This window comes from Avrilella dinanensis (assembly GCF_002807015.1).
GTDB classification, from domain to species: domain Bacteria; phylum Bacteroidota; class Bacteroidia; order Flavobacteriales; family Flavobacteriaceae; genus Flavobacterium; species Flavobacterium dinanensis.
In genome coordinates this window covers 53,400-66,201 of record NZ_NIPO01000001.1, presented here as the reverse complement: position 1 = coordinate 66,201, position 12,802 = coordinate 53,400, and the positions used below count along the sequence as shown (strand labels likewise).

Genomic DNA, 12,802 nt, shown 5'->3' with positions numbered 1-12,802 from the left:
TTTGTGGGTGTTTGTCAAGCATTTTCAATTTTCAGTTTTATTTTTTCGCAAGCTTCATCTAACATTTTATACACATCGTCAAAACCGGAATCGCCACCGTAATACGGGTCGGGAACTTCCATGTTTTTGTCAGGATAGCTTTCGTTTAAAATCAACTGAACCTTGTTGATGGCTTCATGGTTTGGTGCCAGTCTACATACGTTTTTGTAATTGCTATGGTCCATCACGTAAATATGGTCGAACCTGTCAAAATCTTCCGGAAGAAACACACGTGCACGTTGGTCGGTTAAATCAATACCGTATTTTCGGGCAACAGCAACCGAACGTTTGTCGGGCTGACTTCCGGAATGCCACGCACCTGTTCCGGCTGAATCCACAAAAACTTTTTTAGCATTTACTTTTGATTTCAGGATACCTTCCGCCAAAGGCGAACGGCAGATATTCCCCAAACAAACCATCAAAATTTTCATTATGAAGACAACTTAGTGTTAATGTCGTTGAAATAGGCTTTGAATTGTTTATCGGTTTCCAATAGGTTATCGACTGTTTTGCAGGCGTGTAGCACTGTTGCGTGGTCTCTGTCGCCAATTTGCGAACCGATACTTGCCAATGATGCTTTAGTATATTTTTTAGCAAAAAACATCGCAAGTTGTCTTGCCTGCACAATATTTCTTTTTCTGGATTTGGAACAAAGTGTATCCACGTCCATATCGAAATATTTCGCAATGACTTCCTGTATCTGGTCAATAGACACTTCTTTGTGGACTTGTTTTACAAATTTTTCCACAACATTTTTTGCCAAATCAATAGTTACATCTTTTTTATTGAATGAAGATTGAGCAATTAATGAAATAACAGCTCCTTCGAGTTCGCGGACGTTGTTTTTGATGTTTTTGGCTATATAATTTATTACTTCCTCAGGCATTTCCACCCCGTCTCTGTATAAGAGATTATTGATAATATTCACACGGGTTTCAAAATCCGGATTGGATATTTCGGCAGAAAGTCCCCATTTGAATCTCGATAAAAGCCGTTGCTCAATATCCTGAATATCTACTGGTGCTCTGTCGGAAGTGAGAATAACTTGTTTACCATTTTGATGTAAATGGTTGAAAATGTGGAAAAATACATCTTGCGTACCTGATTTTCCGGATAAAAACTGAATGTCATCTACAATCAACACATCAATAAGTTGGTAAAAATAGATAAAATCGTGCCGGGTTTGCCGTCTGACCGCGTCTCCGTATTGCTGTATAAATACTTCGGCAGAAATATATAAAACGGTTTTGTCCGGGTATTTTTCTTTGATTTCCACGCCAATGGCATGAGCGAGGTGGGTTTTTCCTAAGCCTACACCTCCGTAAATCAATAGCGGATTGAATGCTGTTCCGCCCGGTTTGTTTGCTACAGCCATACCGGCATTTCGTGCTAATCTGTTTGAATCGCCTTCTAAAAAATTATCAAAACTGTAATTAGAATTTAGTTGAGAATCAACATGAACATTCCTGATGCCCGGAATAACAAACGGGTTTTTTAACTCAGGATTTTTAGTCTGAACCGGAACATCTAATTCCTGCGTTTTAACTGGGGCTCTGTTTGAACTTGGTAATTGCTCGGTAAAAGGCTGCTTGGCTCCGGAAGAATTTTCCATATTGATTTTGTAAATCAACTTAGCGTTGCTTCCTAAAACTTTGTTTAAAGCAGATTTTAAAACGGTTACATAATGCTCTTCCAGCCATTCATAAAAAAACTTGCTTGGCACTTGGATATACAAGGCTTTTTCCTCTAATTCTATCGCAGAAATGGGTTCAAACCAAGTTGTAAATGCTTGTGAATCAACATTGTCTTTGATGTAGGTTAAGCATTTGTTCCAAATGTCGTTTGCAGTTTTTTTTGTATGTTCAAGCATTTTTTATGAAATAATTTTTAAAGAATCCGAAAAATAACAGAGAAATTTTTTATTCCTAATCCAACAGCAAATATGTGAACAATTTTCGTGAAAAAAAAATGAAAACCCACTTTGAATTTTAAAAATAAAGTTGTAAGTACGAAAAATAAATTTGATAAACTAAGGATAATAAAACGGTCATCTTGCTGGATTACAGTGATGACCGCTTTTGTAAAATATTTACCAAATTATTTTACATCTTCAGTGGGTTGTTGGTCAGCTTTGTGAATTTCTATACTTAATTCGCTGTTTCCGTTTTTATAATCCAGAATAATACGGCTGTTTTCTGTCAGCGAACCTTTGACGATTTCTTCTGCCAGAGCATCTTCGATATATTTCTGGATAGCCCTTTTTAGCGGTCTGGCACCATATTGCTTGTCATAACCTTTGTCGGAAATGAAATCCAAAGCCTTGTCGGTTAACGAAAGCTGATAGCCTAAATCCTCCACACGTTTATATACTTTCTCAATTTCGATATGAATAATTTTTCTGATATCGTCTTTTTCTAATGAGTTGAATACAATTACATCATCAATTCTGTTCAGGAATTCAGGAGCAAAGGCTTTTTTCAAAGCATTCTCGATGATTGATTTGGAATTATCTTCCACCTGATTTTGCTTAGCCGATGTACCAAAACCTACGCCTTGTCCGAAATCTTTCAGTTGTCTTGCTCCTACATTGGAAGTCATGATAATAATCGTATTTCTGAAATCAACTTTTCGACCTAAACTGTCGGTTAAATGTCCGTCGTCCAAAACTTGCAACAGCATATTAAACACGTCCGGGTGGGCTTTTTCGACCTCGTCAAGCAATACGACCGAATAAGGTTTTCTGCGAACTTTCTCGGTCAACTGACCACCTTCTTCATAACCAACATATCCCGGAGGAGCACCGATTAACCTGGAGATGGCAAATTTTTCCATATATTCACTCATATCTATTCTAATCAAAGCATCTTCCGAATCAAAGATTTCCTTAGCGATTACTTTCGCCAGCTGAGTTTTACCGACGCCGGTTTGCCCTAAGAATATAAATGAACCAATCGGCCTGTTCGGGTCTTTCAGTCCGGCTCTGTTTCTTTGGATAGATTTAGCGATTTTGCTCACGGCTTCGTCTTGTCCGATTACTTTTCCTTTGATGGTTTCAGGTAATTCCGCCAGTTTTTTGCCTTCGGTTTGAGCAATTTTATTAACCGGAATGCCAGTCATCATAGAAACCACATCAGCAACCTGTTGTTCTGTAACGACAATTTTGTTGTTCTTAGAATCTTCCTCCCATTTTTCCTGGGCAATTGCCAATCCTTTTTCTATTTTCTTTTCTTCATCTCTGCATGCCGCAGCTTCTTCATATTTTTGTCGTTTAACGGCACTGCTTTTCTTATCTCTGATTTTTTCCAGTTGTTTTTCCAGTTCAAGAATTTCTTCCGGCACCTCGATATTGGTAATATGCACGCGTGAACCGGCCTCGTCAAGAGCGTCAATGGCTTTGTCCGGCAAGAATCTGTCTGTCATATATCTGTTGGTCAGTTTTACGCAGGCTTCAATAGCTTCGGGTGTATAAATCACATTGTGGTGGTCTTCATACTTATCTTTGATGTTGTTGAGTATGGTAATGGTTTCCTCAATATTTGTTGGTTCGACCATTACTTTCTGGAACCGTCTTTCCAATGCACCGTCTTTTTCGATATGCTGACGATATTCATCGAGCGTTGTTGCTCCGATACATTGTATTTCGCCTCGTGCCAATGCAGGTTTGAACATATTAGATGCGTCCAGCGAACCCGTAGCCCCGCCAGCACCGATGATAGTGTGGATTTCGTCGATAAATAAAATGATGTCCGGATTTTTTTCCAGCTCATTCATCAAGGCTTTCATGCGTTCTTCAAACTGTCCGCGGTATTTTGTTCCGGCAACCAAACTCGCTAAGTCCAAAGTAACGACACGTTTATTAAAGAGAATTCGAGATACTTTTTTCTGTACAATTCTTAGTGCCAATCCTTCTGCAATTGCGGATTTACCTACGCCCGGCTCGCCGATTAACATCGGATTGTTTTTCTTGCGCCGGCTCAGAATCTGGGAAACACGCTCAATTTCCTTTTCGCGTCCAACCACAGGGTCGAGGTTTCCTTCGGTAGCCATTTCTGTCAAATCACGCCCGAAATTATCCAGCACAGGTGTGCGGGTTGTTTTTTTCTGCGAAGTTCCTACAGAACCTGGTTTGTCTGCCATATTGTCACCTTCTTCGCTTTCAAAAGCCTGGTTTCTGGTTTCGAAATCGATAGATTCTGAACCTTCTTCCTGGGCGATAAGCTGCATGAACTCTTCCTTAGAATTGTTATAATCTACATTCATTCGGTTGAGTAATATCGTGGTTGGGTCATCTGTATTTCTCAGGATAGATAGTAAGATGTGACCAGTATTGATTAATTCCGTTTTGTATATTTTTTTTTCTAAAAAAGCTCTTTTCAAAGCATGCTCTGCTTGTTTGGTCAGATGCACATTTTTCTTTTGTGTATCGAGCATTTTATTAGGATTTTCGGGGATTAGAGCCTCAAACCGGTTGCGTAGAAAGTCTAAATCCACGTCCAGATTGTTCAATATAGTGACAGCCTCTCCGTTGTTCTTGCGAAGAATGCCAAGCATAATATGTTCTGTTCCTATATAATCGTGACCTAATCGAAGTGCTTCATCTCGACTGAACGTGATGACTTCACGCACTCTTGGTGAAAAATTATCGTCCATTTTTTAGTGATTTTTAGGGTTAGTACCAGTCATATCGCAAATACCGTTCCTTTTATGCTGATATGGCAGATTGTCTTTTCAAAAATAAAAGTAAGAATCTATTTTGTAGTATGAAAGTTTTTTTGCTGAAAACAGGAAAAAAGTTTTTTATAAGCTATGGTAAACCTTCATTAGGTGGTCGGCAATCCGCTCATCGTTAAATTTTTGGGCATATTGCCACCCGTTTTCAGCCATGGAAAACTGTAATTTGTCATCTGAAAGTAGTTTTTCCAAGGCAACTTGCATTTCTTCCACATTTTCCGGATTGATGTACATACTATTCGGCCCGCCGGCTTCAGGAAAAACGCCTGAATTAGTGGTGATAACCGGTGTTTTGGAATACAGTGCCTCAATGATAGGAATACCGAAACCTTCAAAAACGGAAGGATATGCCATCACGGTTGCCAGTTGATAAATAATGGCTAGATCATGTTGAGAAATATTGGATAAGTGTTTGATTTTGTGTGTAATGTTTTTTTCTTTGGCATATTTTTCAATTTCTTTCCAATAATCAGTTTTTCGGCCGATTACAACCAAAGTTGTGTCAATATTTGTAATGGCTTTGACAATTTGCAACGCATTTTTCCGGGGTTCAATAGTGCCAACATTCAGGACGAATTTTTCCGGAAGATTGTATTGTTGTTGCATCCGGTTTAATTCATCTGAAGAATAGTTTTCTTTAAAAGTATGAGAACAACCTTGGTAAACTACATCGATTTTTTCCGGATTGATTTTCAGAAAATCTACAATATCCCGCTTCGTTTGTTCGCTGATAGCAATGATTTTATGGGCATTCTCACAGGCATATTTGAATTTTTTGTGATGAATTTTTACATCAAACCAGGAATATAATTCGGGATATCTCAAAAAAATCAAATCGTGAATAGTGACAACCGTTTTAGCTTTTTTGTTGATGCCAACAGGGATTTCGCCGGATAAACCGTGATAAACTGAGATATTTCTTTTTGTACATTCTTTGGTAATACCGTAGCTCCGCCAGAAACTTTTTAGCTTTTTCTGCCAGCTTGTTGTCGGATTGATTTCTTTGATATTATCGTGTTGTTTGATATATTCCTGATATTTTTCAGTTGGTTTCGGATTGAAAAGAATATATTCATTCTCAGGGTAATATGTGTTTAAAACCCTGATTAAATCCCGGCTGTAATTGCCCAGCCCGGTTTGGTTATGAAAGTATCTTTTCGCGTCAAAACCTATTTTCATTGGTCTTTAATTTATGTTTAGCTACGGGATTACACGAATAGTTAAAATTATACGGAAACGTTGTATTCTCTCAAAGCATCGTTGAGCGAAGTTTTCAGGTCGGTTGATGGTTTTCTCTGTCCGATAATCAACGCACAAGGCACCTGAAATTCGCCTGCAGGAAATTTTTTGGTATAGGAACCCGGAATTACTACCGAACGTTCCGGAATGTAGCCTTTGATTTCTTTGGCGTTTTCGCCAGTTACGTCAATGATTTTTGTGGAAGCGGTCAGTACAACATTGGCACCGAGAACAGCTTCTTTGGCGACTCTTACGCCTTCAACCACAATGCAACGAGAACCGATAAAAGCATTATCTTCAATAATTACCGGTGAGGCTTGTAAAGGTTCTAAAACCCCGCCGATTCCGACACCGCCGCTCAAATGTACATTTTTTCCGATTTGTGCACAGCTACCTACCGTCGCCCACGTATCGACCATTGTGCCTTCATCGACGTATGCACCAATGTTTACATAAGATGGCATCATGATTACGCCTTTGGATACATAACTACCGTATCGGGCAATGGCATGCGGTACAACTCTCACACCTTTCTGCTCATAACCGGTTTTTAATGGGATTTTATCGTGAAACTCAAACGGACCCACTTCAATACTTTGCATTTCCTGAATAGGGAAGTAGAGCACTACCGCTTTTTTTACCCATTCATTAACCTGCCAGCCAGCAGAAGTGGGTTCGGCGGTACGCAATTTGCCATTGTCAATGAGGTCAATAACTTCGCGAATAGCTTTTTTTGTTTCTTCGTGTTGTAATAAATCCCGGTTTTCCCAGGCATTTTCAATAATATTTTTAAGTGCTTGCATTTTTTCAATCTGTTTAGTAGCAAAAATAATCTTTCAGTCAACGATGAACAAGGAATACTTGAAATAAGTTTTCTTGCTTTGAATTATTACACCAACAAAAAAGCCACCTAAACCGGTGGCTTTTCTATATTTTTTAATAAGATTCTGAATTATACAAAAGATTTATTTTACTTGCTCAACGATAGCTTTGAAAGCTTCCGGGTGGTTCATTGCCAAATCGGCTAAAACCTTACGGTTCAATTCGATGTTGTTGGCTTTGATTTTACCCATGAATTGTGAGTAAGACATTCCGTTCAAACGAGCTCCTGCGTTGATACGCATAATCCACAATGAGCGGAAGTTTCTTTTCTTTTGTTTTCTGTCACGGTAAGAGTAAAGCATTGCTTTTTCTACCGCGTTTTTAGCTACTGTCCAAACGTTTTTACGTCTTCCGAAGTAACCTTTTGCTTGCTTAATAATCTTTTTTCTGCGTGCTCTTGAAGCAACTGAGTTTACTGATCTTGGCATAATTTTAATTTTTTTTGTAGTAAGGCGGAGCTACTGCTCACTTTCGATATTTCGCCCACTCCAGGGTTAATGAATATGGTTTAACCGGTTTAAGAACTTATACTAAACGTAATTGTTCTTTAACGCTTTTCTCATCTGCTTGGTGAACCAATCCAGAGTGAGTTAGTTTTAATTTACGCTTTTTAGATTTTTTAGTCAGAATGTGACTTTTGAAAGCGTGTTTTCTTTTAATTTTTCCTGTACCCGTTAGTTTAAAACGTTTCTTGGCACCGGATTTGGTTTTCATTTTAGGCATAATATTCCTACTTTTTTAGAATCTAATTAAAAATAATTTTGCAAATGTATTACTTTTTCTTTTTAGGAGCAATAAACATGGTCATTCTTTTTCCTTCCATTACCGGCATGGATTCGACTGTTCCATATTCTTCTACTTCCTGAGCTAATTTCAATAACAAAATTTGACCTTTGTCTTTGTAAACAATAGTTCTTCCTTTGAAAAATACATAAGCCTTTACTTTTGAACCGTCTTTCAAAAACTTAATCGCGTTCTTTTTCTTAAATTCATAATCGTGGTCGTCTGTGTTCGGACCGAAACGAATTTCTTTGACAGTTACCTGACTGGCTTTTGCTTTTAGCGTTTTTTCGCGTTTTTTCTGTTCGTACAAAAATTTCTTGTAATCGATAATTTTACACACAGGAGGAACTGCATTCGGGGAAATTTCCACCAAATCCAAACCTAATTCCACAGCCATTTCTTTGGCTCTGGAGGTTTTGTACACTCCCGGCTCTACATTATCGCCAACAAGGCGAACTTCCGGTATTCTGATCGCATCATTGATTCGATGCAAATCTTTCTTTTCTTCACGAGGATTTCTTTTTCCTCTTCTACTGTATATTGCTATGGTTATTCAATTTTGTGCTTGATATACAAGCGGTTAAACTTAAAATGGTATCTCTGTTTTTTTTATTTCTTCTCGGATAACTTGAGCAAATTCCTCGATACGCATGGTTTCGTTTGATTTGCCGGCGACCCCTTGTTTTCTTACAGAAACTGTGCCGTTTTTTTCTTCTTCCTCCCCGATAATGAGCATATAAGGAAATTTATTCAGCTCTGCTTCCCGTATTTTTTTACCGATTGTTTCATTTCGGTTATCTAATACGGTGCGAATTTCGTTATTTTCGAGAAAATTTAAAACTTTTTCGGCATATTTTTCATATTTCTCACTCAAAGACAGTACAATAACTTGCTCCGGCATGAGCCAAAGCGGAAAATGTCCTGCAGTATGCTCGAGTAAAATCGCAATAAATCTTTCCATTGAACCAAACGGTGCTCTGTGAATCATAACTGGTCGATGCAGTTTGTCATCGGCTCCTTTATAATTCAAATCAAATCTTTCCGGAAGGTTGTAATCGACCTGGATAGTTCCCAACTGCCAGCTTCTGCCTAAAGCATCTTTAACCATGAAATCTAGTTTGGGACCATAAAAAGCGGCTTCGCCTTCTTCGATAACATAGTTCAATCCTTTGTCTTTGGCGGCGTTGATGATGGCTTGCTCTGCTTTTTCCCAATTTTCGGTGCTACCTATATATTTGTCCGGGTCTTTCGGATCACGAACGGAAACCTGTGCGGTGAAATTTTCGAATCCTAATGAACCGAATACATACAATACAAGGTCAATTACTTTTTTGAATTCTTCGTCTAACTGATTCGGCATACAGAAAATATGGGCATCGTCTTGCGTAAATCCACGTACTCTGGTTAAACCATGCAATTCGCCGGACTGTTCATAGCGATAAACCGTACCAAATTCGGCATAGCGTTTTGGTAAGTCTTTATATGACCAAGGTTTGGCGTTGTATATCTCACAGTGATGCGGACAATTCATCGGTTTGAGCAAAAATTCTTCGCCTTCTGCCGGTGTATGAATCGGTTGGAAAGAATCTTTACCGTATTTGGCATAATGTCCAGATGTTTCGTATAGTTCTTTTTGTCCGATATGTGGAGTGACCACTTGCTCGTAACCTGCTTTTTTTTGAGCTTTTCTCAGGAATTGTTCCAAACGGTCTCTCAATGCAGCTCCTTTTGGCAGCCACAAAGGTAATCCTTGTCCTACACGCGGCGAAAAGTGGAATAATTCGAGTTCTTTTCCTAATTTACGGTGGTCTCTTTTTTTAGCTTCTTCCAGTAATTCGAGGTATTCCTTCAATTCTTTTTGCTTCGGAAATGAAATTCCGTAAACTCTTGTGAGCTGTTTGTTTTTCTCATCGCCTCTCCAGTAAGCCCCGGCAACATTCAATATCTTAACGGCTTTGATGATTCCTGTATCCGGAATATGCCCTCCACGGCACAAATCGGTAAAATTATCATGGTCGCAAAAAGTGATAGTACCATCTTCGAGATTCTCGATTAATTCGGTTTTGTACTCGTTGTCTTTGTACATAGCCAAAGCCTCAGCTTTCGTTACTGAACGCATTTTGAACAAATGTTTTTCACGGGCAATTTCGAGCATTCGGTCTTCGATTTTTTTGAAATCGTGCTCACTTATTTTCTGATCGCCGAAATCTACATCATAATAAAAACCGTTGTCTATAGCCGGACCAATAGTCAACTTAATGCCCGGATACAAATCCTGCAATGCCTGAGCAAGAACGTGGGCAGACGAATGCCAGAAGGCTTTTTTTCCGTCTTGGTCGTTCCATGTATATAAAATTAAATTACCGTCGGTGGTAAGAGGCGTTACCGTTTCAATCGTTTGGTTGTTGAATTTTGCCGAAATTACATTCCGGGCTAAACCTTCGCTGATGTTTTTGGCAACTTCAATAGCAGTAATGCCTGAATCGTATGCTCTTACTGAACCGTCTGGTAAAGTTATGTTTATCATTTTTTACGCATTTATTTAATGGTGCAAATATAAATTATTTTTCTACTTAATGTAGTCAAATGTAGTAGATATGTAGTTGGATTTTTATAATCAACATTTTATGGCTTTTCGGGAATTTCTATTTCGTAGGTTTTGCCCATTGTTACCTCAAGTTTATCTGATTGCAGCCAAGGGTTGTGCAGTTTTAATAATTTATAATTAATTCCCTGGTCTTTTGCAAACTGATAAAGATTGTCAATATTTTCAGTAGCTCTGATTTTTTTTGTTTTGATGATAGGATATCTGGCATCTTTCGGAATGTTAAATCCGTATTTGGCAGGGTCGCTCATGATTTCTTTCAGAGCGAGAATCCGGAATACATAGCGGGAAGTTTCCTGATTGATGAACAAATCGTAGTAATTATTTACCATTTGTAAATCGAGCTGGCGTTGAATGCCCGTTGTTCCGCGGTTAAATGCTGCAGCGACCAATGTCCAATTTCCGAAACGTTCGTAGGCTTTATTAAAGTAAACACAAGCTGCTTCGGTGGCTTTAATCAGGTGGTAACGCTCATCTACAGTATCTGATACTTCGAGTCCGTATTCGGTAGCAGTCGCTGGCATAAACTGCCAGAAACCCTTGGCACCGGCAGGCGAAGTGACGTTGCTGAGCGAGCTTTCAATTACGCATAAATATTTAAAATCGTCCGGAATACCATTTTTTTTCAAAATCGGCTCAATAACCGGAAAATAGCGATTGGCTCTTTTGATAACTAAAGTAGTGTTGGAATGAAAGTTAATATTCACAATCATTTCTCTGTCCAACCGTTCTTTCACGTCGGTAATATGCACCGGAACGGTTTCATTGCTGAAATGAAGGTTTTTGTTGAGAAAAACATGGTTTTTTACGTCCACGCCCCGGTTGTTATCGGTGCTAGCGAATTGCGAAAATAAAATACCGATTCCGATGAGTGAAACGGCATAAACAGATTTTTTAATGATGTTCTTTTTCATTGGTCTAAAATAATTTGGTGTAATCGCTGGTTTAGCCAGGTTGCTTTGGTCAAAACCAAGGCATGGTCGGCATTTTCTACAATAATAGCGTTTTTTATTAAATCATACGGAAAAATATGGTCTTTTTTTCCATGTATATGTACAATATTCTCAATTTCGGTTTCATTTTGCCATTGGGCAAGCGTTTTCAAACACCACCGCAGGTAATTATTCGAGCGGACAGTCAGGTATTTGTCATAGGCTTTGATTCTGTTTTTTAGCTTTTTATCGGGGGTTATGCGAGCATACAGGTCGAGTGCTTTCCATGTGAGCTGATTCGGGAAAATTTTATATAAATGCGTCCTGTTTACCCACTTAAAATAAGCCGGTAGCTCGTGGCTGTTTTTTATGCTCGATATGATAATAACCTGTTTAACAGTAATCATTCTGGCGATTTCCTGAGCGACAATTCCGCCAAAAGACACGCCGACCAAAACCGGATTTTCAGCTGTGATTTCCCGGCTTATTCTTTGACTGTATTCGTGAAGTGATTCATTTTTAATCGGTTCCAGCCATTCGATATAATGAATTTGATATAAGTCTTCATCGAGGTGTATGCGTTCAAAAATCCGGGTGTTGGCAGCCATTCCAGGGATAAAATAAACGGAGGTTTTATTTTGATTTTTAGTGTTTTGTGATGTCATATTTGATTTGTGCCAAAAAATGTTGTAATTTAGTGGTCTGATTTTCTTCAGAGAAAGGTAAGGTTTTTTAATTAAAAATTCAATCATGGAGCTAATAAATAACGAACTTTTAAGACAGTTTGAGTATCGGTGTGACGATGATGTGCTGGTGGCAGAGTATTCATTTCAGGAAAGAAAAATATTTTTGACCAAGCTGATTACCGACAAATGCCAGAACAAGGAAAAAGTGGAAGAATTTTTAAAAGAAATCATGAATATTGCTGAAGAAAACCGTTGGCGAGTAGTGCCGATTAACCCCGACGTGGTTAGTTTTTTTAAGAAAAATCCGGCTTATAAAGATGTGTTGGCAATAGGGTTGAGGATATAATTTTCTTTTACTGTAAATCGGATATTTTTTGGTAAACAAAGAAATTTTTTATCTTTCAATTTTGTAAATTACTGCCTCTTTTCCTTCAAAATCAACATTTTGTTCGTACTTGAGTCCAATTTTTTCGAGAACTTTTATAGAGCCAGTATTCTCTTTCATTGCTCGTCCGACTATTCGCTTTAAATTCAATTTCTCAAAACCATAATTTATACAAGCTATTGCACTTTCTGTTGCGTAGCCTTTATTCCATTCTTCTCCAAAAAAACGGAATCCAATATCTGTTTCGTTTCCGATTTCTCCGAATTTCAATCCGTACCAACCGATAAATTTGTTTGTGTCTTTCTTTATTACAGCCCGTCTCCCGTAACCGTTCTGTGCATAGTCCTGATAATTTTTTAGAAACTCTCTTGCTTCTTCAACATTTTTAAAAGCCGAATTTCCTGTATATTTTATGACGTTAGGGTTTAAGTTTAAATTGTAGAAATTTGCTGCATCGTCAGGGATTAGTTCTCTTAATGATAGTCGATTAGTTTCTAAAATTTGTTTCATTTGCTTTGTC

General features: G+C 38.3%; 13 protein-coding genes. 1 reads left to right on the top strand and 12 read right to left on the bottom strand.

Annotated features, from left to right (window positions below; genetic code table 11):
• Positions 1-14: 14 nt before the first annotated feature.
• From CDL10_RS00295 to CDL10_RS00245, 11 genes are all read right to left on the bottom strand, one after another.
• Entirely contained in the window at positions 15-473 is a 459-nt protein-coding gene (locus CDL10_RS00295; protein WP_100676675.1) for a low molecular weight protein-tyrosine-phosphatase, read from the bottom strand.
• Positions 470-1,909: a chromosomal replication initiator protein DnaA gene (gene dnaA, locus CDL10_RS00290; RefSeq protein WP_100676674.1), complete on the bottom strand. Its 1,440-nt coding sequence runs from the start codon at positions 1,907-1,909 to the stop codon at positions 470-472. Before dnaA ends, CDL10_RS00295 begins: the two co-directional genes overlap by 4 nt.
• A gap of 227 nt (positions 1,910-2,136) precedes the next feature.
• Entirely contained in the window at positions 2,137-4,689 is a 2,553-nt protein-coding gene (locus CDL10_RS00285) for an ATP-dependent Clp protease ATP-binding subunit (RefSeq protein WP_100676673.1), read from the bottom strand.
• A gap of 147 nt (positions 4,690-4,836) precedes the next feature.
• Positions 4,837-5,949 carry a glycosyltransferase family 4 protein gene (locus tag CDL10_RS00280; RefSeq protein WP_100676672.1) on the bottom strand — a complete coding sequence of 371 codons (1,113 nt, stop codon included), beginning with the start codon at positions 5,947-5,949 and terminating at the stop codon, positions 4,837-4,839.
• Positions 5,950-5,996: 47 nt separating this feature from the next.
• A complete protein-coding gene (locus CDL10_RS00275) occupies positions 5,997-6,812 on the bottom strand; it encodes a 2,3,4,5-tetrahydropyridine-2,6-dicarboxylate N-succinyltransferase (RefSeq protein WP_100676671.1) in 816 nt (271 codons plus the stop codon).
• 162 nt (positions 6,813-6,974) lie between these two features.
• A complete protein-coding gene (gene rplT / locus CDL10_RS00270) occupies positions 6,975-7,319 on the bottom strand; it encodes a 50S ribosomal protein L20 (protein WP_100676670.1) in 345 nt (114 codons plus the stop codon).
• Positions 7,320-7,416: 97 nt separating this feature from the next.
• Positions 7,417-7,614, bottom strand: coding sequence for a 50S ribosomal protein L35 (gene rpmI, locus CDL10_RS00265; protein WP_100676669.1), 198 nt, complete (start codon positions 7,612-7,614; stop codon positions 7,417-7,419).
• Between the two features lie 49 nt (positions 7,615-7,663).
• Positions 7,664-8,167: a translation initiation factor IF-3 gene (gene infC, locus CDL10_RS00260; RefSeq protein WP_262483250.1), complete on the bottom strand. Its 504-nt coding sequence runs from the start codon at positions 8,165-8,167 to the stop codon at positions 7,664-7,666.
• A gap of 93 nt (positions 8,168-8,260) precedes the next feature.
• A complete protein-coding gene (thrS, locus tag CDL10_RS00255) occupies positions 8,261-10,201 on the bottom strand; it encodes a threonine--tRNA ligase (protein ID WP_100676667.1) in 1,941 nt (646 codons plus the stop codon).
• A gap of 98 nt (positions 10,202-10,299) precedes the next feature.
• Positions 10,300-11,193, bottom strand: coding sequence for a lytic transglycosylase domain-containing protein (locus CDL10_RS00250; protein ID WP_100676666.1), 894 nt, complete (start codon positions 11,191-11,193; stop codon positions 10,300-10,302).
• Positions 11,190-11,876, bottom strand: coding sequence for an alpha/beta fold hydrolase (locus tag CDL10_RS00245; RefSeq protein ID WP_165772961.1), 687 nt, complete (start codon positions 11,874-11,876; stop codon positions 11,190-11,192). The genes CDL10_RS00250 and CDL10_RS00245 overlap by 4 nt, the downstream gene beginning before the upstream one ends.
• Positions 11,877-11,961: 85 nt before the next feature.
• Between CDL10_RS00245 and CDL10_RS00240 the strand changes: the two genes are divergently transcribed.
• A complete protein-coding gene (locus CDL10_RS00240) occupies positions 11,962-12,243 on the top strand; it encodes a GNAT family N-acetyltransferase (RefSeq protein ID WP_100676664.1) in 282 nt (93 codons plus the stop codon).
• 48 nt (positions 12,244-12,291) lie between these two features.
• Here CDL10_RS00240 and CDL10_RS00235 read toward each other — a convergent pair whose 3' ends face one another.
• Positions 12,292-12,792, bottom strand: coding sequence for a GNAT family N-acetyltransferase (locus CDL10_RS00235; protein WP_100676663.1), 501 nt, complete (start codon positions 12,790-12,792; stop codon positions 12,292-12,294).
• Between the last annotated feature and the right edge of the window lie 10 nt (positions 12,793-12,802).

Excerpts from the sequence above, each read along its gene's own strand:
- CDL10_RS00280 (WP_100676672.1), bottom strand. The coding sequence starts at position 5,949 with ATGAAAATAGGTTTTGACGCGAAAAGATACTTTCATAACCAAACCGGG.
- CDL10_RS00245 (WP_165772961.1), bottom strand. The coding sequence starts at position 11,876 with ATGACATCACAAAACACTAAAAATCAAAATAAAACCTCCGTTTATTTT.
- thrS (WP_100676667.1), bottom strand. The coding sequence starts at position 10,201 with ATGATAAACATAACTTTACCAGACGGTTCAGTAAGAGCATACGATTCA.
- CDL10_RS00240 (WP_100676664.1), top strand. The coding sequence starts at position 11,962 with ATGGAGCTAATAAATAACGAACTTTTAAGACAGTTTGAGTATCGGTGT.
- CDL10_RS00235 (WP_100676663.1), bottom strand. The coding sequence starts at position 12,792 with ATGAAACAAATTTTAGAAACTAATCGACTATCATTAAGAGAACTAATC.
- rplT (WP_100676670.1), bottom strand. The coding sequence starts at position 7,319 with ATGCCAAGATCAGTAAACTCAGTTGCTTCAAGAGCACGCAGAAAAAAG.
- CDL10_RS00285 (WP_100676673.1), bottom strand. The coding sequence starts at position 4,689 with ATGGACGATAATTTTTCACCAAGAGTGCGTGAAGTCATCACGTTCAGT.
- rpmI (WP_100676669.1), bottom strand. The coding sequence starts at position 7,614 with ATGCCTAAAATGAAAACCAAATCCGGTGCCAAGAAACGTTTTAAACTA.
- dnaA (WP_100676674.1), bottom strand. The coding sequence starts at position 1,909 with ATGCTTGAACATACAAAAAAAACTGCAAACGACATTTGGAACAAATGC.
- CDL10_RS00275 (WP_100676671.1), bottom strand. The coding sequence starts at position 6,812 with ATGCAAGCACTTAAAAATATTATTGAAAATGCCTGGGAAAACCGGGAT.
- CDL10_RS00250 (WP_100676666.1), bottom strand. The coding sequence starts at position 11,193 with ATGAAAAAGAACATCATTAAAAAATCTGTTTATGCCGTTTCACTCATC.